Raw genomic sequence first — 21,078 nt, forward strand, 5'->3', positions numbered from 1 at the left:
CCTCACTCCGTCTGGGAGTTACGGCTCCACTTGTCCACGTTGCCGTCGCCGTCCAGGTCCTCGCCGATGCGATCCACCTGGTCCTTCTCCCAGTACTCCCAGTAGTCCACGCGGCCGTCGCTGTTGGAGTCCCGCTCCTTGCGCGCCAGCTTGCCCCGCTCGTAGTACGCCCACTCGTCCGTCCGGCCATCCCCGTTCAGATCCCGCTCCTTCCGGACGTTGACGCCCTTCTCGTAGTAGGCGACCGAGTCCACCTTCCCGTCGAAGTCCAGGTCCATCGCCTCGCGCTCGCGCTCCCCGCGGGCGTCGTAGTACGTGGTGAGGTCCACCCGGTCGTCCCAGTTGATGTCCAGCTCCTTGCGGACCATCCGCGCGTGGCTCTGCCCCTCCGCCCCGCGCTCCTCCACCGAGTAGACCCACACGTCCGCCTTGCCGTCGGCGTTGGTGTCCCGCTCCGACACCTTCTCGTTGGACGCCGGCTTGGGGCGGATGGGCTCCGGGGCCGGCTGCCCGGCCTCCTTCTTCTCCACCTCTGGCTGCTTCGCTCCCTTGTCGGACGCGCACCCACAGAGGCCCACCAGTGCGAGCCCCACCACCCACTTGCTCATCGAGGACATCACCACTCCTGGCGCCAGTTCGCCGGCCGGTTCACGGGCCCCGAAAACAGCGCTTCAATGGCCATGTAAGTCCATATATTTTCACATATCGCCATGGCCCGAAAGAAGATCAGCACGACCATCTACATCACGCCGGAGCAGAACGATCTGCTCAAGGCGTTGAATCAGAAGACCAAGGTCCCGGTGGCCGAGTACATCCGGCAGGGGATCGATCTCGTGCTGGAGAAGTACAAGGCGCAGCTGCCCGGGCAGGCCTCTTTCGACGAGCTCGAGCCATGACGAATCCGAAGAGCATGAAGGGTCAGCGGGTGGTGGTGCTGGGCGGAGCGGGCTTCCTGGGCTCGCACCTGTGCGAGCGGCTGCTGGACGACGGCGCGGCCGGGGTCGTGTCGGTGGACAACTATCTCACCGGCTCCGAGCGGAACGTGGAGCACCTGCGGGGCCGTCCGGGCTTCGAGGTGGTGAGCCAGGACATCACCGAGGGGCTCTCGGTGGACGGGCCGGTGCACTACGTCTTCAACATGGCCTCGCCGGCCTCGCCCATCGACTACGCGAAGCTGCCGCTGGAGACGATGCGGGTGGGCTCCATCGGCACGGAGAACGGGCTGCGGCTGGCCCAGGCCAAGGGCGCGGTGTTCCTCCAGGCCTCCACGTCGGAGATCTACGGCGATCCGCTGGTGCACCCGCAGCGCGAGGACTACTGGGGCAACGTGAACTCCATCGGTCCGCGCGCCTGCTACGACGAGGCCAAGCGCTACGGTGAGGCGCTCGTCATGGTGTTCGCGCGCTCGTACGGTGTGCAGACGCGCATCGTCCGCATCTTCAACACCTACGGGCCGCGCATGCGCCTCAACGACGGGCGCGTGGTGCCCGCCTTCGTGGGCCAGGCGCTGCGCGGCGAGGACTTCACCGTCTTCGGCGACGGCACCCAGACGCGCTCCTTCTGCTACGTGAGGGATCTCGTCGACGGGCTGGTGCGGCTGGCCCTGTCGGACGTCACCGACCCGGTCAACATCGGCAACCCCCGCGAGATGACGATGCTCGAGTTCGCCGAGGCGGTGCGCGCCGCGGCGGGTGGGGGAGGGCGGATCATCCACAAGCCGCTGCCCAAGGACGACCCCAAGCAGCGCAAGCCGGACATCACCCGGGCTCGTCAGCTGCTCGGGTGGGAGCCGCGAGTACCCCTGGAAGAGGGCTTGCGGGAGACAATTGCCTGGTTCCGATCGGTTGCCGCTCGGGGCTCCACCCCCTAACTTCCCGGCGGTTTTCTCACGGTCGCCACTGTTGAGTGGCAGGAGTGTCGCGGTGAAAGTCCTCGTGACTGGTGGGGCGGGTTTCATCGGCTCGCACGTGTGTGACGCGTTCGTGCGCGCGGGCCATGAGGTCATCGCGCTGGACAACCTGTCGAGCGGGAAGAAGGAGAACCTGGACCCCAGGGTGCGCCTGGAGGTCATGGACATCCGCAGCCCGGAGGCCGCGGGCCTCATCCGGGCCGAGCGCCCGCAGGTGCTCTGCCACCTGGCGGCGCAGATGGACGTGCGCCGCAGCGTGGAGGATCCGCGCTTCGACGCGGACGCCAACATCCTCGGGTTCCTCAACCTGCTGGAGGCCTCGCGCGTCTCGGGTGTTCAGAAGGTGGTGTTCAGCTCGACCGGTGGGGCCATCTACGGCGAGCAGGACGTCTTCCCCGCCCCGGAGAACCACCCGACGCGGCCCGTGTCGCCCTATGGCGTCTCCAAGGCCGCTGGCGAAATCTACCTCGGCTACTACAAGGCCCAGTACGGGATGAAGTACGCCGCCCTGCGTTACGCCAATGTGTACGGCCCGCGGCAGAACCCGCACGGCGAGGCCGGCGTGGTGTCCATCTTCTGCCAGCGCCTGCTGGGCGGGAAGGACTGCACCATCTACGGCGAGGGCAAGCAGACGCGCGACTTCGTCTACGTGGAGGACGTGGCCCGCGCCAACCTGCTGGCGGTGGAGAAGGACGTGGTGGGCCCGGTGAACATCGGCACCGGCGTGGAGACGGACATCAACCGGCTCTACACCCTGCTGGCCCAGGCGGCGGGCGTGGACAAGCCGGCCGTGCTCGCTCCCGGCAGGCCGGGCGAGCAGATGCGCTCCTGTGTGGACAACTCCCTGGCGCGCCGGGTGCTGGGCTGGCAGCCGTCCGTGGAGCTCCCCGAGGGCCTCCGTCGCACCCTGGCCTTCTTCCGCGAGCACACCACCCGCTAGCCGTCCCGCCCACCCCCCGGGTGGGTGACGCATCCCGGCGGCAACCCGCTTGCCCGCCGGGCTCTCGGATGCATGGATTTTGGTGGGCTTCGGTGTTAGTCAAGCCGGCTTCGACGTAGCAAGAGGCCCCCCTACCATGCCGGCCGACAACGCTCACATCCGCAACTTCTCGATCATCGCGCACATCGACCATGGGAAGTCCACCCTGGCCGACCGCCTGCTGGACGCCACCGGTACGGTGACCAAGCGTGAAGCGCAGGACCAGTTCCTCGACAACATGGAGCTGGAGCGCGAACGGGGCATCACCATCAAGGCCCAGTCGGTGCGGATGAACTACACCGCCAACGACGGCCAGAAGTATGTCCTCAACCTCATCGACACCCCGGGACACGTCGACTTCGCCTACGAGGTGAGCCGCTCGCTCGCTGCGTGCGAGGGCGCTCTCCTGGTGGTCGACGCCTCCCAGGGCGTCGAGGCCCAGACGCTCGCCAACGTCTACATGGCGTTGGATCACAACCTGGAGATCATCCCGGTCATCAACAAGATCGACCTGCCGAGCGCCGACGTGGAGCGCACGCGCCAGGAGATCGAGGACGTGATCGGCATCGATGGCTCCAGCGCCGTGCCGGCCTCCGCCAAGGAGGGCATCGGCATCAAGGACATCCTCGAGGCGGTGGTGAAGAACGTCCCGCCCCCCGCGGGTGATCCCCAGGCGCCGCTCCGGGCCCTCATCTTCGACAGCTGGTACGACAACTACCGCGGCGTCGTGACGCTGGTGCGCGTGCTCGAGGGCACGCTCAAGCTCAAGCAGAAGATCAAGCTGTGGAGCAACAACAAGGTCTTCGAGGTCCAGGAGCTGGGCGTCTTCAGTCCGTTCTCCCGCCCCGTGCAGCAGCTCATGGCTGGCGAGGTGGGCGTGCTGGTGGCCAACGTCAAGGAGCTCCAGGACGCCAAGGTGGGTGACACCGTGACGGAGGAGGCTCGCCCCACGGACGCTCCCTTCCCGGGCTTCAAGGAAGTGAAGCCCATGGTGTTCTCCGGCATCTTCCCGGTGGACTCCGAGCAGTACGAGGGCCTGCGCGACGCGCTCGCCAAGCTCAAGCTCAACGACGCGGCCTTCACCTACGAGCCCGAGTCCTCCACGGCGCTCGGCTTCGGCTTCCGCTGCGGCTACCTGGGCCTCCTGCACATGGAGATCGTCCAGGAGCGCCTGGAGCGCGAGTACAACCTCTCGCTCATCACCACGGCGCCCTCGGTGGTGTACCGCATCACCGACTCCCAGGGCACGGTGCTGCACGTGGACAACCCGGCCAAGCTGCCGCCGGTGCAGAAGATCGCCAAGTTCGAGGAGCCCGTCCTCACCTGCCACATCCACGTGCCCAACGACTACCTGGGTGCGGTGCTCAAGCTGTGCCAGGACCGGCGCGGCGTTCAGAAGGACATGAAGTACCTGGGCACCAGCGGCACGCGCGTGCAGGTGACGTACGAGATGCCGCTCGCCGAGGTCGTCTTCGACTTCTTCGACAAGCTCAAGAGCGTCACGCGCGGCTACGCCAGCCTCGACTACGAGCTGGCCGGCTACGTGGAGGCGGACCTCGTGCGTCTGGACATCCTCATCAACGGCGATCCGGTGGACGCGCTCAGCGTCATCGTCCACAAGGAGCGCGCCTACCAGCGCGGCCGCGAGGTGTGCCAGAAGCTCAAGGAGGTCATCCCGAAGCAGATGTACGAGGTGGCCATCCAGGGCGCCATCGGCGCGAAGATCATCTCGCGCGAGACGATCTCCGCCATCCGCAAGAACGTGCTCGCCAAGTGCTACGGCGGTGACATCAGCCGCAAGCGCAAGCTCCTCGAGAAGCAGAAGGAGGGCAAGAAGCGCATGAAGCAGGTGGGCTCGGTGGAAATCCCGCAGGAAGCGTTCCTCGCGGTCCTGAAGACGGAGGAGTAGGGCACATGTCCACCACCGCGACCACGACTCCGCCGGGAGGCCTCGAGGCCAGCATGGCCGCCCGCCGGACGCCGGAGCAGCTCAAGGCCAGCCGCGCCCTGTTGTGGCGCGAGCTGCTCACCAGCCTGTGGGCGCCCCTGGTCATCCTGGGGCTGGCCTTCGTCCCCTACATCATCCTCATCGAGTTCGTCCCGGCCGCCGCCGCGTGGGCCCAGCCGCTCATGCAGTACCTGGCCCTGGCGATGCTCGTGTACTTCCTGGGGCTGATCGGCTGGCGCCTGGTGTCTCCCAAGGAGCGGCAGCTGCGCCACCTGCGGCACGAGGCGCGCGAGCTCATCGGGGAGATCGCCCGCATCCACAAGCGGGTGCCCGGGAAGATCCCCGCCGAGGCGTCCAGCAAGCTGGCCGAGCAGGCCATGCAGGTGGAGGCCGCCTCGCTGGCCGGAGACGTCTCGCGGCTGGAGAAGGAGACGGCGGCGCTCGACGCGCTGGCCACCCAGCAGCTGGGGGCGTACCGCAAGCAGAGCGCCTGGGACTTCTTCTCCGGCTTCGCCAAGGCGCTGGCCATCGCGGTCATCATCCGCGTCTTCATCATCGAGCCGTACCGGATTCCGTCCGGCTCCATGCTGCCCACGCTGGAGATCGGCGATCAGGTCTTCATCAACAAGTTCATCTACGGGGTGCGGCTGCCCTTCACCAACTACGTGCCATTCCAGATCGTCCGCCCGCCGGCACGTGGCGATGTGATCGTCTTCAACAACCCCGTGCGCCCCGAGCTGGACTTCATCAAGCGCGTCATCGGCGTCCCCGGGGACAAGGTGGAGCTGATCGACAACGTCGTCTACATCAACGGCGTGGCCCAGCAGCGCACGCTGGCGAAGGAGGACCTGCTCGTCCACAACAAGGGCGACAACGGTCCCTGGTTCCCCCAGCGCATGTTCCTGTTCCATGAAAACCTGGATGGGAGGGTGCACTCGGTGCTGCAGGACGGGCCCACGCCCCGCACGCACACCGAGGGACCCTACGTCGTCCCCGCGGGCCAGGTCTTCGTGATGGGCGACAACCGGGACAACAGCCTGGACAGCCGCTACGGCCTGGGTGAGCCCGGCCGGGGCGTGGAGTTCGTCCCCTACGGCCACATCAAGGGCAAGGCCATGGTCATCTGGCTGGCGCTCGGGTACGGGGGTTGGTTCAGCAACTTCTTCGAGGGGACCGGGCTGCGCACCGACCGCCTCTTCGAGCCCGTGCGTTGAGCGCGGTCCGGGTGCTTGACGCGCCGCGCGCGCCGCTGCTACGCCCAGGGGTCATGCGTCATCCTTCTGGGAAGGTCAGCCTCGGTGCCCTGTTCGCTCTGGCCGTCGTCGCGGGGGTGATCTACGCGGGCGTGATGTTCGTGCCCTTCTATGTGGACCACCTCGACGTGAAGGAAGCCGTCGCGGTGGCCCACAACCTGTCGGGCAGGAACTACAACGACGCCATGTTGCGCAACGTCATCCGTGAGCGCACGGGCCAGCTGGGCTCGCACTGGGAGCGGGATCAGTTCGATCGCGACGTCCTCATGCCCGGCCTGGGGTTGAATGACGAGCAGATCCTCATCGAGCGCAGCGACGTCACCCAGAATGTCCGCATCGAGGTGAGCTATGAACGGACGGTCCGGCTCAAGCCGACCAACGCCGTCCGCACGCTGCATTTCAGCGCGGTGAAGGAAGGCATCCCGGAGTAATAGGGAGCGTATGAGACACCTGCTGGGAATCGAGGGCCTGCGGCGCGCCGACATCGAGGCGCTGCTGGATCGGGCCGAGGCGCACCTTCAGGGTGGGCCGGATGCCTCGCACGTCCTGCGGGGCAGGGTGGTGGCCAACCTCTTCTTCGAGGACTCCACGCGCACCCGCACCTCCTTCGAGATGGCGGCGCACGCGCTCGGGGCCCGGGTGCTCAACTGGACGGCCGCCGGCTCCTCCGTGTCCAAGGGCGAGACGCTGCTGGACACCGTGCGCAACATCGAGGCCACCGGCCCGGTGGTGCTCGTCATCCGGCACCGCTCCTCGGGAGCGCCGCACCTGGTGGCCAAGCACGTGCGCTGCGCCGTCGTCAACGCCGGGGATGGTACCCACGAGCACCCCTCGCAGGCCCTGCTGGACGCCTTCACCCTGCGCCGCCGCTGGGGCCGCCTGGATGGCCGCACGGTGGTCATCGTCGGCGACATCCTCCACAGCCGCGTGGCCCGCTCCAACCTGCACTGCCTCACCGCGCTGGGCGCCAGGGTGGTGCTGTGCGGCCCGCCCACGCTGCTGCCGCCCGGGCTGGAGTCGCTCGGCGCCGAGGTGTCCACGAGCCTCGACGCGGTGCTGCCCCGCGCGGACGCCGTCATGTGCCTGCGCGTGCAGACGGAGCGGCAGACCGAGAACTTCTTCCCCTCGGCGCGCGAGTTCTCCCGCCTGTTCGGGCTCAACGCCGCCCGCGCCGAGCGGCTCAAGCCGGAGGCGCTCGTCCTGCACCCCGGCCCCATGAATCGCGGGGTGGAGATCGCCCCGGCCGTGGCCGATGGTCCCCGCAGCGTCATCCTGGAGCAGGTGGCGCATGGGGTGGCCGTCCGCCGCGCCATCCTCGAGGAGGTGTGCCGGTGAGCTCGACGATCCTCTTCCGCCGCGGACGGGTGATCGATCCCCGCAACGGCGTGGACGGTGTGCGTGACGTGCTGGTGCGTGACGGCCGTGTCACGGACGTCTCCGAGGCCCCCCTGTCGGTGAACGAGCCGGACGTCCAGGTGGTGGAAGCCGCTGGCAAGCTGGTGCTGCCGGGCTTCATCGACCTGCACGTGCACCTGCGCGAGCCGGGCGAGGAGGGCAAGGAGACAGTCCTCACCGGCTGCATGGCGGCGGTGGCGGGCGGCTTCACCGGGGTGGTGGCCATGCCCAACACCAAGCCCGTCAACGACAGCGTGCTCGTCACCGAGTACGTGAAGGCCAAGGCCCGCGAGGCGCGGCTGTGCCACGTGTACCTGGCGGGCGCCATCACCAAGGGCCTCCAGGGCGAGGAGATGGCGGAGATGGGAGCGCTCGTCTCGGCCGGCTGCGTCTGCATCACCGACGACGGCCGCCCGGTGATGAATGCCGGCCTCATGCGCCGCGCCCTCCAGTACGCCCAGCTCTTCGACCTGCCCGTCATGGTGCACGAGGAGGACCTGACCCTCTCCGGCAAGGGCGTGATGAACGAGGGCCGCACCTCCACACGGCTGGGACTCGTTGGCATCCCACCCTCCGCCGAGGTGGCCATGGTGGCGCGCGACCTGGTGCTCCTGGAGGAGACGAAGGGGCGGCTGCACGTCGCCCACGTGTCCTGCGAGGGCAGCGTGCGCCTCATCCGCGAGGCGAAGCGCCAGGGCCTGCGCGTGACGGCCGAGGCCGCCCCCCATCATTTCACGCTGGATGACGAGGCCGTGGGGGCCTATGACACGCACGCCCGAATGAACCCGCCCCTGCGTACCCGCCGCGACGTGGAAGCCCTGCGCGAGGCCCTGGCCGATGGCACCATCGATGCCATCGCCACGGACCACGCGCCCCACGGCGTGCTGGAGAAGCAGGTCGAGTTCGACAAGGCGTGGAACGGGGTGGTGGGGCTGGAGACGGCCCTGGGCCTCACCCTGGCGCTGGTGCGCGAGGGCGTGCTGAGCCTTCAGCGGGCGGTCGCCCTGCTGACGGACGGGCCTGCGAAGGCATTCGGGCTGCCAGGCGGTCATCTGGCGGCTGGAGCCCCGGCGGACATCGTAGTCGTGGAGCCGAACGCGGAGTGGACGGTGGACTCGGCGAGGTTCTTCTCGCGCAGTCGGAACACCCCCTTCCACGGTCGGCGATTGACGGGTCGGGTCGCCCAGACTTGGGTCTCCGGGCGGCTCGTCTTCGAGGACGGTCACATCAAGGAGCACAGGTGATGAAGCGGGCAGTGCTCGCGCTGGCGGATGGCACCACCTTCGAGGGTCGCGCTCTCGGGGCGGCCGGTGAAACGGTCGGAGAGGTGGTCTTCAACACGTCGATGATGGGCTACCAGGAGATCCTCACGGATCCCTCCTACGTCGGCCAGATCGTCACCATGTCGTATCCCGAGATGGGGAACGTCGGGGCCAACCCCGGTGACGAGGAAGCGCCGAAGCCCCACGCCGTGGGCATGGTGGTGCGCAACGCCACGGCCCAGCAGTCCAACTGGCGCGCCCAGGAGTCGCTCGACGCGTACCTGAAGCGCCATGGGATTACGGGCATCGAGGGCATCGACACCCGCCGCCTGGTGCGCCACGTGCGCACCCACGGCGCGCAGATGGGGGTCATCTCCAGCGAGGGCCACACTCCGGCCTCGCTGGTGGAGCGCGCCCGCGCCGCCCGGGGCATGGAGGGGCAGGATCTCGCCACCGGCGTGTCCACGAAGGAGTCCTACCTCTTCACCACGCCCACGCCCAACCTGCTCGGCGAGGCCCCGCGCCCCGCGCCCGAGCTGCGCTTCGACGTGGTGGCCTACGACTACGGCCTCAAGCGCTCCATGCTCCACTTCCTGGTGGACGTGGGCTGCCGCGTGAAGGTGGTCCCCGCCGGGACGACGGCCGAAGAGGTGCTGGCCAACAAGCCCCACGGCGTGTTCCTCGCCAACGGCCCGGGAGACCCCGCGGCGGTGAAGGGCGCGGACAAGGTGGTGGCCTCGCTGCTGGGCAAGGTGCCGGTGTTCGGCATCTGCCTGGGACACCAGATCCTCGCACTGGCGCTGGGCGGCCGGACGTACAAGATGAAGTTCGGCCACCGGGGCGCCAACCAGCCGGTCAAGGACCTGACCACCGGCAAGGTGGAGATCACCTCGCAGAACCACGGCTTCGCGGTGGATGATGCGAGCGTGAAGGGCAAGGCCGTGGTGAGCCACATCAACCTCAATGACGGCACCGTGGAGGGCCTGGTCGTCCCCGACGCCCGCGCCTTCAGTGTGCAGTACCACCCGGAAGCCTCGCCCGGGCCGCATGACGCCCGGTACCTCTTCGCGCGTTTCGCGAAGCTGATGGCCGGAGAGTAGGATCTCGTAGCCCCATGGAATCCCCTCTTTCGCCGTTGTCGTACCAGCCCTACCTGGATCAGCTGATCGCCTTCGGGAGCCAGGAGTCGCGCAAGCCGGACCTGCTCGACGCCAAGGCGGAGTACCTGCGTCTCACGGGCGAGGTCTTCGAGGACGACCAGATCTTCGAGCTGCGGATGGCGTCCTTCCTGGACTACTACCTGTTCGACCGCGTCTCGCCGATCTCCAAGCTGACGCCAGCGGCGGAGCTGTACCAGCTGCGGCAGCAGGGGGCCTCGCCCGAGGAGGCCAACGCCTTCCGCTGCTTCACGGAGACCGTCCACGGCCTCTTCGAGGTGCGCAAGCTGGGCAAGGGCATGGTGCGCCTGCGCGAGCTCTTCTCCGGCAAGGACTTCGACGTCACCGAGCGCCGCACCGTGGCGGGCCTGGAGACGGGGGACGTGCTGGAGGCCCGGCTCATTCCCTTCGCCGGGCACCTGCTGTTCTCCTCCGCCTTCTGCTTCCACCCGCGCGTGGCCGTGAAGTCCATCAAGGCCGAGGTGAAGCGGCGCAAGAAGAAGGAGCCGGATCGTCCTCCCGTGGAGCTCGTCTGGGAGTGCGCCCGGCGCGCCGTGAAGGTCGAGCGTTACAAGCAGATCGCCATCGAGCGCATCTACGACTTCTCGCAGACGACGCCCTGGTTGGCGTCCGCGAGCTAGGCAGGGCAGGGAGGGAGGCGATTCACCGCCCCCTCCCATCCGCCAGCCGTCTCCCCTCAGCGGTGAGTATCGACTTCCTGTTGCTGATAAGTGCGTCACGCCGGACGGCTACTTCCACCTCGAGGGCAAGCTGCTGCTCGTCGTCTACGCCGAGTACTCGGTGAGGGCGAGCTCTACCCAGCCTCCCCAGAGCAACTGGCGGCTCTACTCCTCCTCCATCTGGAAAGAGTCTCATGCCAACCCGTCTGGGCGTCGCGGTCCTGCTCATCGCCCTGCTCAATGCGTGCGCCACCCCTGGTGTCATACGCCTCGACACGGGGCAGGGCGCGCCCCTGGAGTACAAGCCCTCCTCCTCGAACAAGTCCGTGAAGGTGGCCGCGGAAGCGTTCGAGGAGGCGCTGACGCAACTGGTGCTGAATGAGACCCTGACGCTCCAGTCTCCTCGGCGAAGCCAGCTGGTGCGTGCATCCTACCCCAGCAACGACGCGGAGAATCGATGGCAGCGTCTCATGGGCAAGAGCTTCGGCGGCATCTGCCAGCCGGGCCAGCGCAGAGGAGACTGCCTGTCGCTACTCGACGACATGATGGCTCTGAGCGAGTGGGACAAGCTGGGCGTGGCCCTGGGCCTGTCGCTGGAGCCTCTCAATGAGAGCATCGCCAGGGCGGTGGAGAAGACCCTGGCCCCTCAGCTCTTCTACACCGTCATTGCCACGGGCCTCATCACCTGGGCTGTACTGGCGGCGAATCCCGAGCCCGTGTTCACCAAGGCAGCGGCCATCGTCTCAGCGGTCCTGCTGATCTACCTGGGAGTGGAGACCTTCCTGGAGGTGGTGGACGCGAGCCGGGAGCTGAAATGGGCCACCGACCGGGCCACGACGTGGGCGGAGTTGGAGCAGGCTGGCCAGCGCTTCGCCAACCGGGTGGGGCCGGAGGTTGCGCGCGTCTTCGTCCTCGCGGTCACCGTGGGGGTGAGTCATGGAATGACCGGGGGGGCTGCGTTTTTGGCCTCGCGGCTGTCGATGCTGCCCAACTTCACGGAGGCAGCGGTGGCGGGGGCCTCGCGGGTAGGCATCCACCTGGCGAGCGTGGGACAAGTGAGTGAGGTGGCCGTTATAGGAAACACGGTCATCATCTCCCTGCCAGCCATGGCGGTCGCCGTCGTGTCCCAGGGCCTGGGAGGAACCGCAGCAGGAGTCGGTCCTGTCGGTTTCAGGTCTTGGGGCTCGTTCAACGGCCTCAAGAGTGCCTTGGGTTCGGCGGGCAAGGGGAAGCAGTGGCACCACATCGTCGAACAGACGAAGGGCAACACGCAGCAGTTCGGTCCCCATGCCCTTCATAACACCGAGAACGTGATCGCCATTGATGAAGAGATTCATCGGCAGATCAGCTCGTACTACTCGTCTAGAGATCCTCTCTTCTCAGGTGGACAAACCGTGCGGCAGTGGCTGAGTGGCCAATCCTTCCAGGCCCAACGCGAGTTCGGTTTGAAGATCCTCCGGGACTACGGAGCCATTCCATGAACGTGCGCAACATTCAAAAGGCGAGCATCGAGGAGATCGTCCAAGAGTACGAGCAGGCGGCGCTTGCTTACGGACAGGCGCTGACCGCTGCGGATCATCGCGCTGCCAATCGCGCCCATGACAGGATTGCAAGTGCCTACCGTGAGATCCGGAGTCGAGCGGCGGCCTCCCAGCTCCTCCCTCTGTTGAGGAGGGAGGACGAGAACGTCCGTGCTTGTGTGGCGGCACACGCGCTTGAGTTCGCTCCAGAGCAGGGGGAACCTGTTCTGCTGGAGCTTGCTGCCTGCCCAGGACGTATCCGGACACGAGCGGAGTACACGCTCAAGATGTGGCGCGAGGGCACGCTCGAGTTCCCATGAGCAGGGACAAGTCCTTGCCCGGGCGCAAGCGCACTCTGCCTTTTCTTCGCTCCACGGACACGACCTCCCGTGAGCCGACTTATCAGGTGTGTTCACAAAATCGGGGCAGGCTCACTACCTGGCCGTCGTCATGGACCTCTTCTCGCGCAAGGTGGTGGGCTGGTCCATGAGCGAGCACATCGACCGGCACCTGGTGCTCAACGCGCTGGACATGGCGCTCAAGGGACGTCAGCCACCGCGAGGACTGCTGCACCACTCGGACCGGGGCAGCCAGTACGCCAGCACCGACTACCAGCAGGCGCTGGCCGCTCGGGGCATCCAGTCCTCTTCGAGTACATCGAGGTCTTCTACAACCGCCAGCGGCGGCACTCTTCACTGGGCTACGTCAGTCCAGTGGATTTTGAGCTTGCGGCCTTACCGCAGAAGTTGGCATCTTAACCCTACTGTCCACGTAACCGGGGCAAGCTCAGTTCGCCAATGACCGCCGGAACGTCCCCGGTGGCTCCTCCCTGGACCGGTGGTGGATGCCGACCATCCTGAGGCTGCTCGTTTCCAGCATGGTGCTCAAGGATCCGCCGGATCACCGCCGCCTGCGCAACCTCGTCCAGAAGGCGTTCACCCCCGTCATGGTCGAGAACCTGAACGGGCGGGTGGCGCAGATCACCGAAGACCTGCTGGACGCCGCCGCCCGGAAGCCGGTCGTGGACCTCATGGAGGACTTCGCGCTGCCCCTGCCGCTGACGGTCATCGCGGAGATGCTCGGCGTCCCCCAGTCCGACCGCATCAGCTTCCGCGGGCTGATCGCCAAGGTCCTGGACTCCTCGGCGGTGACCCCCATTTCGTTCATTCGCAACTACCCCAACATGCTCCGGCTGAACAGGTTCCTCCGGAAGCTGGTGAAACTGCGCCGCGAGCAGCCGGGGGATGATCTGGTGACGGCGCTGGTGCAGGCCGAGGAAGGCGGGGACCGGCTCAGTGAGGACGAGCTCATCTCCATGGTCTTCCTCCTGCTCTTCGCCGGGCACGAGACGACGGTGAACCTCATCGGGAACGGCGTGCTGGAGCTGGTGCGGCACCCCGGCCAGCTCCAGAAGTTGCGCGAGCAGCCCGACCTCATCGACAGCGCCATCGAGGAGATGCTGCGCTTCACCAACCCGGTGGGGGTCGTGGCGCCGCGCTTCGCCAGGGAGGATGTGGAGATCGCGGGCGTCCCCATTCCCAAGGGCAGCACGATCACCCTGCTGATCGCCTCGGCGAACCTGGACGAGACGGCGTTCCCCGACGCGGACAAGCTGGACATCACCCGCAGCCCGAATCGGCACGTGTCCTTCGGGTACGGAATCCATTACTGCCTGGGCGCTCCGCTTGCCCGGCTGGAGGCCCGGGTCGCCATCCCCGCGCTGCTGCGGCGCTTCCCGCGCCTCGACCTGGCGGTGCCGGCGGAGAAGCTGCGCTGGCGTCCCAACATCGGCTTGCGCGGCTTGGAGGCGCTGCCCCTCTCCGTGTCCCTGGACGGCTCGGCGGCTGGACGGTCCGCCGCGTAGAACCGGCGCAGTGTCTGACGAGAGGGGACGCGCACGGTGCTCCAGGCGCGCGTCCGGCTCAATCCCTCTCCCGCCTGGGGTGGCTGTCTGCGCAGCCACCCCAGACGGTGCACGGCTCAGCTCACTGAATGACGGTGAGGATCTGCGTCTCGCACGTGGTGGAGTTGATGAAGGAGTTGGCCGCGTCGATCGTACAGACGGCGCCGCCGTAGGTGCTCCCCCAAGCAGGTGCGGAGGAGAGGAGCGTGACGCGCCCCCAGGTAGGAGCAGAGGAGGCGAACCTGCCGCCAGAGGCATCCGGCGAGAACCCTCGAGAGCGTCGAGGGCGGTTTTCATAGGACTTCCGGCCGTTTGCGCCGCCCCCGCCCCATCCCGAGCATGGCGGCTCCTCCTGGCGATGTCCCGTCAGCCTTTCCTCTGCGTCCTCGTCACAGCGAAATCTCCCACTCCTCCGCCACCGTGCGCTGCGCCTCCGCCTGCTGTTGCCTCCCCATCTTCTCCAGCAGCGTGGGCCACAGCAGTGGATACGGCAGCCCCTCCGTACACCGGTGCAGGCTCGCCTCCACCTCACCCAGGTCCACGCCCGGCGGTACGGCCAGCAACGCGAAGAACCCGGGAACCTCCTCCCCCTCCGGGGTCATCAGCCGGTACGTGTCCGCGGTGCGCACCGACAGGCGCGCTCCATACGCCGCCATCGCCTCGTGCATCCGCTCGATGACCTCGTCGCCCGGGCCCGCGCCGTCCAGCGCGAAGACGCTGTATCCGCCCGGCCGGAGCACCTCCACGACGGGGTACAGCCACGAGTGCTCCTCTTCCTCTCCCTCCGCGGGGCCCTCGTTGAGCGGCGTGGCGTCGAATGCCACGATGTCCCCCATGTGCTGGGGGGCATCGGGCATGGCGATGGAGTGCACCCGTGCGGTGACGGGGCCGGTGCGCCGCGCCCACACCTCCGTGAAGGTGCCGTCCGGCTCGGTGTAGCGCAGCTGGCACGCCTCCCACTCCTCCTCCACCGGGCCGGAGTCCCCGGGCAGTTTGAACTCGAGCCGTGCGGCGGACGCGCGCACCACGTCCCAACGCCCGAGCAGGGTGGCCACGAGCATCCGGTCCCAGTCGTGCGGCCCCGGCTCCGGCCAGCGGGCCACGGCGGCGTCCAGCCGCGCCAGGGCCTGCTCCCGCTCACCCGTGTCGCGCTCCAGGGCCGCGAGAGTCAGGGTGGTACCGCGCAGCTCCGGGTCGAGCTCCAGCATCTCGCGCATCGCGGCCTTGGCCGCGGCCTTCTCGCCCGTCTCGAGCGCGGCCCGGGCCCGCAGCCGGTACGCCTCCACGCGCAGGGGCGTGTCACCGGACGCGGCCAGCACCGAGTCGATGAGGGCGTGCAGCTCCGTGAAGCGCCGCCGCTCGAGCAGGTTCATGCCGAGCTCCCGCACGACATCGGGGGTGGGGTGCGCGTCCGCGTCCAGCAGCGAGCGCAGCGCCACCTCCGCTTCCTCGCCGCGGCCCAGCTGCTCCAGTGCCTTCGCCTGGGCGTGCACGAGCGTCGCCCGTTCCCCGGGCCAGCGCGTCCGTGCCGCGTCGAGCAGCTGGAGCACGTCCTCGGGGGCCTCCGCCGCCTTCTCGAGCAGCGCCGCGGCCGACTCGGGCAGCTCGGGCGGACGCGCGGGGGTGAGGGCCTCCGCGCGCGCCCGCAGACGGCGCAGCGTTTCGTCCGCGCCCAGGGGCTTGCGCAGCCGGGGCAGGAGCGCCTCGAGCTTCGCGCACGCGTGCAGGGCGGAGCGCTGCTGGCCCCGCTCCAGTGCGGCCTCGGCACGCCGCACCTCCAGGCGGAACGCCTGGCGGATGGCCCCCGTGCTCGCGAGCCGCTCGGCGAACTCCAGCAGTGTGCGCTCCAGGTTGGCGTCGTTTCGGACGGCCCCGGCCTTCATCAGCTGCACGAGGGCGTCCGCCCAGTCGCCATAGTGGCTGGGCGTGGCGCGCACCGCGGACAGGGAGGGCAGGGCCTCGAGGGCCTCGGAGGTGCGCCCCAGACGCGCGAGCACCCGCGCCCGCAGGATGCGCCCCTCCATCCGGGTGGAGTCCGACGTCGATTCCGCCTCGGCCTCCTCCGCCACCGCGAGCGCCTCTGGCAACCGGCCCAGCGCGAGGAGCACGTTGGCGCGCTCGCTCAGGAGGTACTTGCGCTTGTGGGCCTGTCCGGCGGCCACCAGGGCGGCGTCCTGCTTCTCCAGCCACGCCAGCGCCTCCTCGGGGCGCTCCTCGTCCATCAGGCCCAGGAAGTACTCGGTGGACAGGCACGTGAAGCACGGCCAGGTGGGGTCGATGCGCGCGAGCGTCTCGAGGACGACCGCCTTGCGCTCGGCCGCCCAGCCCGGGCCGTCCGCGCGCCCATAGCAGCCGGCCACGTCCTGGGTGACGCAGACGCTCTGGGGGCACTCGCGCGTGTCCTCGCGGTGGGCGAGCTCCAGGAGCGAGATCGACTCGGAGAGCCACTCCCCCGGCTCGGAGCGGTGGAAGATGCGGCTCTGCAGGTTCCAGTGCCGGAAGAAGACCTCCAGCCACGGGCTCTTCGTCTGGCGGGCGAGCGCGAGCGCCTCGGGGATGAGGGCGTCCACCTGCACGTGGGCGTCATTCGTGACGAGGGTGGGCAGCCGATCGATGAGCTCGGCGAGGCGCTCGTTCCCCGTGCGGCGTGCTTCGGCTTCGGCTTCGTTCACCCACTTCCAGATGTCCATGACGGGCGTGTTTCCTCGAAAAAGGTCGGGGGATGGATCAGACGGAGGGAGGGAGCAGCGCGCACAGGGCCGCGGAAATGCCTTCCAGGGCGGAGGCCACGCCGGGTGCGCCGGCGCGCTCGTCGCGGTGGGAGAGGAGCGTGCACAGGCCGGAGAGGAGCCGCCCGGCGGAGCGTGCCCGGTCCTCGGGGGCCGCGAGCAGCGCCTGCAGCGTGGGGGCGTCCATATTGAGGTAGAGGCGAGCCTGGGCGCGGGAGGTGATGGTGGCGGTGAAGCCGCGCGCCAGCGACAGCACCGCGGCCCCGATGCGCTTGTCCGCCGCATCCGCCTCGAGCCGGGCCTTCAGCTCGGCCTCCCGGTCCGGCACCAGCACCAGGGGCAGGGCGGAAGGGGAGAAGCGGCTCGGCACCAGCTCCACGCCTTCCTGCGCGAAGAGGGCGCGCAGCCGCTCCTCCTGCGCGGGCTCCAGTTGGACGCGGGGGAAGAGGGCCGCGTTGCCCTCGCGCGTGCCCAGTTGCAGCACGGGCAGCCCCTGGCGCTCGGCCCACCTCCGGGTGAAGGGCAGCGCGGCGTAGCGGCCCGAGTCCACCACCGGGACGCCGAGCGCGCGGCAGAGCACCTCCTCGGGCCCTCCGCTCTCTCCCGTGGAGGCATGCAGCCGCCCCCCGCTGCGACGATGCACCGCGGGCAGGGTGAGGTCGCCCTCGGTGGTGGGCACCTTGAGCGCGTCCGCGAGCAGGGTGAAGAGCCGCTCGTCACACAGGGCCGCCCCGAGCAGGGCCTCGTTGTGCCGCTGCAGCAGCCGCCGCCAGGTGGGCTCGTCCTCGCGGGCCAGCCGGGACAGCCCGTCGATGAGGCACTCGCGCACCTGCTCCGCCGTCACGTCGAAGGCCGCGTCGCGCTGGACGTCCTCACGGCTCGCCGTGGGGGTGAGCGTGTCCGCTTCGAGCACGCCGCCCACGAAGCCGGCCCACTCCGGGAGCAGCTCGCGTGCGTCGCGGCTCACCAGCATGCCGCGCACGAAGACGGACAGGTTGCGGTTGTCGGAGGTGCCGTACGTGGCGCCGTCATGCAGCCACAGCAGGCCGCGCGCACCGCCCCCGTTGCCAGGGGTGACGGGCAGCGTGCACAGCGGCTCGAAACGTCGCTCGAAGCGCGCGGCGAAGGCGCGCTCGAGCGAACGTCGGCGCAGGGGCGAGTGCGCTTCCGCCTCGCGCCAGGGTGGCGGGGGGCGGTTGATGGCGGGCCGCTCCGGGCTGCTCACGTGGATGGCCAGGGGCAGCAGGCAGCAGTAGCGCTGCAGCAGGGCCTCCAACGTGGGAGCGTCACACAGGGGCCGGAAGCGCTCGGAGAGCTGGAGCACCACGCGCGTGCCCACGTTCTGCGCGGCGTGCGGGGTCACTGTGTAGCGCTCGCCACCGGCGCTGGAGAAGTGCCACCCCTCCTGCGGCGTCTGGAAGGAGGTGGTGTAGAGGTCCACCCGCGTGCTGACCACGTAGGCGGAGAGGAATCCGATGCCGAACTGGCCGATGAGCCCCGCGTCCGCGCCCGCGGCCCGGAGGCGCCCGGTGTAACCCGCGCCCACGGTGGCCAGGTAGCGGTCGATCTCCTCGCGGGTGAGCCCCGCCCCGTTGTCCACGATGGACAGCGTGCCAGCGGCCGCGTCCGGCACCACGAGGATGCGGGCCTCCGGGGCGGATGCGTCCTCCAGCCGCCGGCGCGTGCAGCTGTCGTGCGCGTTCTGCACGAGCTCGCGGACCACCACCTCGGGGGTGGAGTACATGTTGTTGGCCAGCACCCGCATCAACCCACCCAGGTCCACCTGGGTGCGCACCAACTCGGCAACAGGACTCACGCGCTCTCCGACAAGGAACAGGACCCGCAGACTATGCGAGCCCGGTGGGGGAGGGGAACGCGGCGGAATGCGACCCGGCACGCGCTCCGCCCCGATGGACGCGGCGGGTCGGCCTTCCTGACCGATGCACCCGAGCCTGTGCCTTCTCCCCTCAGTGTGAGTAGGGCGACAGGGAGTAGGGCCGGCTGTCCGGCCGGGTTGCCCACTTCTTGTTCGGCTTGGACTGCATCACGAAGCGCAGCTCACCACCAGCCAGGAGCTCCTCGTGGCGCACGTAGCTGCGCTCCAGGGGCTTGCCGTTGAGTGTCACCTTGCCGATGTAGGGGTTGCCGTCCCCGAGGTTCTCCGTCACCACCGTGAAGCGCTTGCCGTTGGGCAGGGTCATCGCGGCGCGCTCCACGAAGGGCCGGCCGATCACGTACTCATTGCTGCCCGGCGTCACCGGATAGAAGCCAAGCGCGGTGAACACCAGCCAGGCCGACATCTGGCCGCAGTCGTCGTTGCCGGCCAGCCCGTCCGTCGTCGCCTTGTACTGGCTGTCAATGATCTGCTTCAGCCGCTCCTGCGTGCGCCAGGGCTGCCCCGTGTGGTTGTACAGGTAGGCGACGTGGTGGCTCGGCTCGTTGCCGTGCGCGTAGTAGCCGATCAGCCCGGAGATGTCCTCGACGTGCGCGAAGGCCTCGGGTGACACCCGGGTGTCGAACACCGCGTCCAGCTTCGCCGTCAGCTTCGCGTCCCCACCGAGCAGCTTGATCAACCCGGCCGTGTCCTGCGGCACGTACCAGGAGTACTGCCAGGCGTTCCCCTCGGTGTAGTCGCTGCCGTAGCCGACCGCCGCTGGATCGAACGGCTCGCGGTAGCCGCCGTCGCTCTTGCGCGCGCGCACGAAGCCCGTCTTCGTGTCGAACACGTTGCGGTAGTTCCTCGCGCGCTGCTCGAAGCTCTTGGCCACGTCCTCGCGCCCCAGCTCGCGCGCCATTCGCGCGATCGTCCAGTCATCGAAGGCGTACTCGAGCGTCTTGGAGGCCGCCTCCGGCTCCTTGTCGATCGGCACGTAGCCGAGCTTCATGTAGTGCTCGAGCCCCCCGTAGGGCCCGTAGGTCGCGCTGGCCACCATGGCGTCGAACGCCTGGTCCACCGGATAGCCGCGGATGCCCTTCATGAAGGCATCGGCGATCACCGGCACCGCGTGGTAGCCGATCATGCACCACGTCTCCTGGCCATGGAATTGCCAGACGGGCAGGACGCCGTGGGGGCTCGTCCGCTGCGAGGCGAGCAGCGAGTGGATGAGGTCGTTGTTGCGCTGCTCCGGTTGGATGAGTGTCAGCAGGGGGTGCTCGGCGCGGTAGGTGTCCCAGAGCGAGAACGTCGAGTAGAACTCGAACCCCTGGGCCTGATGGACCTGGTTGTCGGGGCCCCGGTAGCGGCCGTCCGCGTCGGTGAACAGGCTGGGCGCGATCAGCGAGTGGTAGATCGCCGTGTAGAGCATCTTCCGCATCGGCGCGGGCGCGTCGATGTCCACCACCGAGAGCGCCTTGCTCCATGCCTCGCGCGCCGCGGTCCGGGTGGCCTCGAAGTCCCAGCCCGGCAGGTCGCTGTCCAGGTTGCGGATGGCGTTGTCCTCGCTGACCGGGGAGATCGCCACCTTCACCAGCAGCTCGCGCTCCTTCAGCGCGCCGAAGTCGAACACGCCGACCAGCTCCCGGCCCTCGAGCAGCGCGCGCTCGGCGGTCCCCCGGCCTGGAGGCGCGAAGCCCTTGTAGTCGATCTTCTCCTCGCGGTTGTGTAGCGCGTGTCCGGCCAGTGGCCGCGAGAAGCGCATGGCGAAGTACAGCTGCCGGCCCGGCGCCCAGCCCCGGAGCTCGCGGAAGCCGGTGATCGTGCCGTCCTTGTGCACGCGCAACCGGGACCACAGCACCTTGCCCGGGTAGTTGTAGATGCTCGAGCGCAGATCGACCAGCACGTGCGCGGGTGCGTTCTCCGGGAACCGGTAGCGGTGCAGGCCGACGCGCCGGCTCGTCGTCAGCTCGGCGCGGATGTCCTCATCCGCGAGGGTGACCGCGTAGTAGCCGGGCTCGGCCTTTTCGGTGTCGTGGCTGAAACGCGAGCGGTAGCCACTGCGCGGCTTGTCCACCTCACCCGGCTCCAGCCGGACCTCTCCCGACAGGGGCATCACCAGGATGTCACCGAGATCCGAGTGCCCGGTCCCGGAGAAATGCGTGTGGGAGAAGCCCAGGATGCTGCCGTCGTCGTAGCGGTAGCCGGCCGCCCACTTGTAGCTCTCGCGGAAGTGGCGGATCTGCGTATCGGGACTCAGCTGGATCATTCCGAACGGGACGGTGGCTCCCGGGAACGTGTGGCCGTCGCCACCCGTGCCGATGAATGGATCCACCGAGCCGTAGGCCTTGTCTTCCAGTGCGCCGGCCCCGGCGGGCGACGTAGCCAACACGCCGCAGGCCGCGATGAGTGCGAGTACGCCGCGACGACGTGCGCCGGGCGTACGCTGATGATGACCCCTGTGCATGGT

General features: G+C 68.6%; 17 protein-coding genes and 1 pseudogene. 14 read left to right on the plus strand and 4 right to left on the minus strand.

Annotated elements, in window-relative coordinates; genetic code table 11:
* Positions 1-2 precede the first annotated feature (2 nt).
* On the minus strand, positions 3-617 hold the full coding sequence (locus tag JRI60_RS23970; protein ID WP_204228211.1) for a hypothetical protein: 615 nt from the start codon (positions 615-617) through the stop codon (positions 3-5).
* 93 nt (positions 618-710) lie between these two features.
* Here JRI60_RS23970 and JRI60_RS23975 point away from each other — a divergent pair, with 93 nt between their 5' ends.
* From JRI60_RS23975 to JRI60_RS24040, 14 genes and pseudogenes are all read left to right on the plus strand, one after another.
* Positions 711-896: a ribbon-helix-helix domain-containing protein gene (locus JRI60_RS23975; RefSeq protein WP_204228212.1), complete on the plus strand. Its 186-nt coding sequence runs from the start codon at positions 711-713 to the stop codon at positions 894-896.
* Between the two features lie 14 nt (positions 897-910).
* Positions 911-1,870, plus strand: coding sequence for a UDP-glucuronic acid decarboxylase family protein (locus JRI60_RS23980; RefSeq protein WP_204229072.1), 960 nt, complete (start codon positions 911-913; stop codon positions 1,868-1,870).
* Between the two features lie 52 nt (positions 1,871-1,922).
* The gene (locus JRI60_RS23985; RefSeq protein ID WP_204228213.1) at positions 1,923-2,849 is read left to right on the plus strand and encodes an NAD-dependent epimerase/dehydratase family protein; all 927 of its coding nucleotides are present in this window, start codon (positions 1,923-1,925) and stop codon (positions 2,847-2,849) included.
* Between the two features lie 136 nt (positions 2,850-2,985).
* Positions 2,986-4,797 carry a translation elongation factor 4 gene (gene lepA, locus JRI60_RS23990; protein WP_204228214.1) on the plus strand — a complete coding sequence of 604 codons (1,812 nt, stop codon included), beginning with the start codon at positions 2,986-2,988 and terminating at the stop codon, positions 4,795-4,797.
* Positions 4,798-4,802: 5 nt separating this feature from the next.
* The gene (lepB, locus tag JRI60_RS23995) at positions 4,803-6,050 is read left to right on the plus strand and encodes a signal peptidase I (protein WP_204228215.1); all 1,248 of its coding nucleotides are present in this window, start codon (positions 4,803-4,805) and stop codon (positions 6,048-6,050) included.
* 53 nt (positions 6,051-6,103) lie between these two features.
* Positions 6,104-6,520 carry a hypothetical protein gene (locus tag JRI60_RS24000; RefSeq protein WP_204228216.1) on the plus strand — a complete coding sequence of 139 codons (417 nt, stop codon included), beginning with the start codon at positions 6,104-6,106 and terminating at the stop codon, positions 6,518-6,520.
* Positions 6,521-6,530: 10 nt separating this feature from the next.
* The gene (locus tag JRI60_RS24005) at positions 6,531-7,424 is read left to right on the plus strand and encodes an aspartate carbamoyltransferase catalytic subunit (RefSeq protein ID WP_204228217.1); all 894 of its coding nucleotides are present in this window, start codon (positions 6,531-6,533) and stop codon (positions 7,422-7,424) included.
* The gene (locus tag JRI60_RS24010; protein WP_204228218.1) at positions 7,421-8,728 is read left to right on the plus strand and encodes a dihydroorotase; all 1,308 of its coding nucleotides are present in this window, start codon (positions 7,421-7,423) and stop codon (positions 8,726-8,728) included. The genes JRI60_RS24005 and JRI60_RS24010 overlap by 4 nt, the downstream gene beginning before the upstream one ends.
* Positions 8,728-9,846: a glutamine-hydrolyzing carbamoyl-phosphate synthase small subunit gene (gene carA / locus JRI60_RS24015; RefSeq protein WP_204228219.1), complete on the plus strand. Its 1,119-nt coding sequence runs from the start codon at positions 8,728-8,730 to the stop codon at positions 9,844-9,846. The genes JRI60_RS24010 and carA overlap by 1 nt, the downstream gene beginning before the upstream one ends.
* A 14-nt stretch (positions 9,847-9,860) precedes the next feature.
* Positions 9,861-10,544, plus strand: coding sequence for a hypothetical protein (locus JRI60_RS24020; RefSeq protein ID WP_204228220.1), 684 nt, complete (start codon positions 9,861-9,863; stop codon positions 10,542-10,544).
* Positions 10,545-10,777: 233 nt separating this feature from the next.
* Positions 10,778-12,064 (plus strand): SitA5 family polymorphic toxin, encoded by a 1,287-nt coding sequence (sitA5, locus tag JRI60_RS24025; protein WP_204228221.1) that lies wholly within the window; start codon positions 10,778-10,780, stop codon positions 12,062-12,064.
* Positions 12,061-12,423: a hypothetical protein gene (locus JRI60_RS24030; RefSeq protein WP_204228222.1), complete on the plus strand. Its 363-nt coding sequence runs from the start codon at positions 12,061-12,063 to the stop codon at positions 12,421-12,423. The genes sitA5 and JRI60_RS24030 overlap by 4 nt, the downstream gene beginning before the upstream one ends.
* 76 nt (positions 12,424-12,499) lie before the next feature.
* Positions 12,500-12,861: pseudogene (locus JRI60_RS24035) on the plus strand (DDE-type integrase/transposase/recombinase); the annotation flags it as partial.
* Between the two features lie 86 nt (positions 12,862-12,947).
* Positions 12,948-13,967, plus strand: a complete 1,020-nt coding sequence (locus JRI60_RS24040; RefSeq protein ID WP_204228223.1) for a cytochrome P450 family protein — start codon at positions 12,948-12,950, stop codon at positions 13,965-13,967.
* A gap of 428 nt (positions 13,968-14,395) precedes the next feature.
* Here the strand turns inward: JRI60_RS24040 and JRI60_RS24045 are convergent, their stop codons facing one another.
* From JRI60_RS24045 to JRI60_RS24055, 3 genes are all read right to left on the minus strand, one after another.
* Positions 14,396-16,696, minus strand: a complete 2,301-nt coding sequence (locus JRI60_RS24045) for a hypothetical protein (protein WP_204228224.1) — start codon at positions 16,694-16,696, stop codon at positions 14,396-14,398.
* Between the two features lie 37 nt (positions 16,697-16,733).
* Positions 16,734-18,551, minus strand: coding sequence for an ATP-binding protein (locus JRI60_RS24050; protein ID WP_204228225.1), 1,818 nt, complete (start codon positions 18,549-18,551; stop codon positions 16,734-16,736).
* A 151-nt stretch (positions 18,552-18,702) separates the two neighbouring features.
* Positions 18,703-21,075: a GH92 family glycosyl hydrolase gene (locus JRI60_RS24055; protein ID WP_204228226.1), complete on the minus strand. Its 2,373-nt coding sequence runs from the start codon at positions 21,073-21,075 to the stop codon at positions 18,703-18,705.
* Between the last annotated feature and the right edge of the window lie 3 nt (positions 21,076-21,078).

The organism is Archangium violaceum (assembly GCF_016887565.1).
In the GTDB taxonomy this organism is placed as follows: Bacteria; Myxococcota; Myxococcia; order Myxococcales; family Myxococcaceae; genus Archangium; species Archangium violaceum_B.

Coding starts and splice junctions, on each gene's coding strand:
- JRI60_RS23970 (WP_204228211.1), bottom strand. CDS start 617: ATGTCCTCGATGAGCAAGTGGGTGGTGGGGCTCGCACTGGTGGGCCTC.
- JRI60_RS23975 (WP_204228212.1), top strand. CDS start 711: ATGGCCCGAAAGAAGATCAGCACGACCATCTACATCACGCCGGAGCAG.
- JRI60_RS23980 (WP_204229072.1), top strand. CDS start 911: ATGAAGGGTCAGCGGGTGGTGGTGCTGGGCGGAGCGGGCTTCCTGGGC.
- lepA (WP_204228214.1), top strand. CDS start 2,986: ATGCCGGCCGACAACGCTCACATCCGCAACTTCTCGATCATCGCGCAC.
- lepB (WP_204228215.1), top strand. CDS start 4,803: ATGTCCACCACCGCGACCACGACTCCGCCGGGAGGCCTCGAGGCCAGC.
- JRI60_RS24000 (WP_204228216.1), top strand. CDS start 6,104: ATGCGTCATCCTTCTGGGAAGGTCAGCCTCGGTGCCCTGTTCGCTCTG.
- JRI60_RS24005 (WP_204228217.1), top strand. CDS start 6,531: ATGAGACACCTGCTGGGAATCGAGGGCCTGCGGCGCGCCGACATCGAG.
- carA (WP_204228219.1), top strand. CDS start 8,728: ATGAAGCGGGCAGTGCTCGCGCTGGCGGATGGCACCACCTTCGAGGGT.
- JRI60_RS24020 (WP_204228220.1), top strand. CDS start 9,861: ATGGAATCCCCTCTTTCGCCGTTGTCGTACCAGCCCTACCTGGATCAG.
- sitA5 (WP_204228221.1), top strand. CDS start 10,778: ATGCCAACCCGTCTGGGCGTCGCGGTCCTGCTCATCGCCCTGCTCAAT.
- JRI60_RS24030 (WP_204228222.1), top strand. CDS start 12,061: ATGAACGTGCGCAACATTCAAAAGGCGAGCATCGAGGAGATCGTCCAA.
- JRI60_RS24040 (WP_204228223.1), top strand. CDS start 12,948: ATGCCGACCATCCTGAGGCTGCTCGTTTCCAGCATGGTGCTCAAGGAT.
- JRI60_RS24045 (WP_204228224.1), bottom strand. CDS start 16,696: ATGGACATCTGGAAGTGGGTGAACGAAGCCGAAGCCGAAGCACGCCGC.
- JRI60_RS24055 (WP_204228226.1), bottom strand. CDS start 21,075: ATGCACAGGGGTCATCATCAGCGTACGCCCGGCGCACGTCGTCGCGGC.